This is a genomic window from Roseateles sp. P5_E11 (genome assembly GCF_054049355.1).
In genome coordinates, this window is sequence record NZ_JBFUMO010000777.1 from 1 (window position 1) to 2,188 (window position 2,188).

At 66.5% G+C, this 2,188-nt stretch carries 2 protein-coding genes; both read left to right on the plus strand.

Translation table 11 applies throughout. The features are described from left to right. Positions 1–286 precede the first annotated feature (286 nt). Positions 287–922, plus strand: a complete 636-nt coding sequence (locus ACXJKR_RS30430; RefSeq protein WP_457326022.1) for a sigma-70 family RNA polymerase sigma factor — start codon at positions 287–289, stop codon at positions 920–922. A 43-nt stretch (positions 923–965) separates the two neighbouring features. Beyond that, on the plus strand, positions 966–2,188 hold a 1,223-nt coding region (locus ACXJKR_RS30435), incomplete at its 3' end, for a serine/threonine-protein kinase (protein WP_457326023.1).

Consider the following 2,188-nt stretch of genomic DNA (forward strand, 5'->3'; position numbering starts at 1 on the left):
GGACGCCGGTTGCAGAAGCGATGGTTGAGCTAGCAAAAGCGCTTCATCGCTGATCACCGGCATGCCAGTGCCGGGTCTTCAGTCCAGCGGCGTGGCATGTCCAGGGACGAGAGAGGCAGAGCGCTGCCCATTGCACACCACCGGGTGTAAGCGATTTCAATGTCCCTGAAATGAGGCTGCTGCCAAAAAACGGTGCATCAATCGCCGTTTGCAGACGTAGGCTGCGCACCCCGAGCAGTTTGAGCAAGGAGCAAGTTGCATCATGACGAGCGGACCCGTTGACGAGATGGCCCACGGCCCGGTAACGCAGTTGCTTCGACAGTGGTCCGACGGCGACGGCCAGGCGTTCGAGCGCCTGATTCCGCTTGTGTATGACGATCTGCGTCATCTCGCGCGCCGCCATCTGCGGGGCGAGCGCTCAGGCCACACCCTCCAGGGCACTGGCCTGGTCCACGAAGCCTTCCTGCGTCTGGCCAAGGAAAGCGAAGTGCAGTGGAAGTCGCGCTCGCAGCTGTTTGCGCTGGTCTCCAAGCTGATGCGCCACATCCTGGTCGACCATGCCCGCGCACGCCAGACAGGCAAGCGAGGCGGCGGCCAGATCGCCGTGAGCCTGGAGGAACTTCATGAGTTGCCCACGGATTGGGACCAATCGATCCAGGCGGGCGAGCTGGCACTCAACATCCTCACGCTTGACCAGTGCCTGCAACGGCTGGAACGCCTCGACCCGCAGCAGAACCAGGTCGTTGAGCTGCGCTACTTCGGCGGGCTCAGCATCGACGAGACCGCCGAGACGCTGGGTATTTCTCCGGCCACGGTGAAGCGGGAATGGGTGACGGCGCGGGCCTGGCTGCTGCGCGAAATGGCGCGGCCTGCTGCTGTCGCCTCGCGCCGGGAAGTTCTTTCCGCTGTCGCGCCGGCATGAGCTTGCACTGCCGTCCCGGGAGGCAACGGCATTGAGCGCATCGATGGAAGCCGAGCTGTGGCAACGGGCCAAGGCAGTCGTGGCCGACGCCATGGAGCGTCCGGCGAGCGAGCGCAAGGCTTTCGTGCGGCATGCCAGCGCCGGCGACTCGACGTTGATGCGCGAAGTCGAAGACCTGCTTGAAGCCGCCGGCGCTGTGGCAAGTCCCCTGGATGCGCCGCCCGCTGAATTCATGCTCGAGGCGCTGGGGCAGCGCGCGACCGGGACATGGGTTGGGCGAACACTGGGTGCCTATCGGCTCGTGTCGCTGATTGCCCGCGGCGGCATGGGCGAGGTGTACCTCGGTGAGCGCGCTGACGGCCAGTACGAGCAGCAGGTGGCGGTCAAGGTGATGAGGGCGGATGCCGACCAGGCCGTTGCCCTGGAACCGTTCTGGGCCGAGCGGCGCATCCTGGCCTCGCTCGACCATCCCAACCTCGCCAAACTGATCGACGCCGGCGTCACGGGCGACGGCGCGCCGTGGTTTGTCATGGAACTCGTTCAAGGCGACGCCATCGACACCTACTGCGACGGTCGCGGGCTTGGCGTGGAAGATCGGCTGCGGCTCTTTGTCACCGTCTGCCAGGTGGTGGGTTATCTGCACGGACGCGGCGTGGTGCACCGCGATCTGAAGCCGAGCAACATCCATGTGCGCGGCGATGGCACGGTCAAGTTGCTGGACTTCGGCATCGCCGAGCAGCTGCATCCGGTGCAGGCCGACAACCAGCACACGGATGGAATCCACCGCATCCTGACGCCCGAATACGCCAGCCCCGAGCAGATCCGCGGCGAGCCGGTCACGCCGGCGAGCGACGTCTTCTCGCTGGGCGTGGTGCTGTATCGGTTGCTCGCCCGGACGAGTCCCTATGCTCGCGGCGTCGGCGACGTCTCGCCGGGCCAGGCCATCCTCGAAGACGGCCCGCCTTGGCCAAGCCGGGCCGTCGATGCCAGCCTGACCGGTGCCGGCACACTCAGGCGGCAGCTGCGCGGTGGCCTGGATGCGGTGGTGATGAAAGCCCTGCACAAGTCGCCGGCGCAGCGCTATGCCAACGCGGCGGAACTGGCTGACGATCTCTCCCGGCACCTGCAAGGCCTCGCGGTGCAGGCTCGGCCCCATGCGCGGCGCTACCGCATCGGCCTCTTCCTGCGGCGCCACCGTGTGGCGCTCTCTGCGTCCCTGCTGGTTCTCGTGGCCGCCTCCACCGTGGCGGCCTATGAGGCCTACGA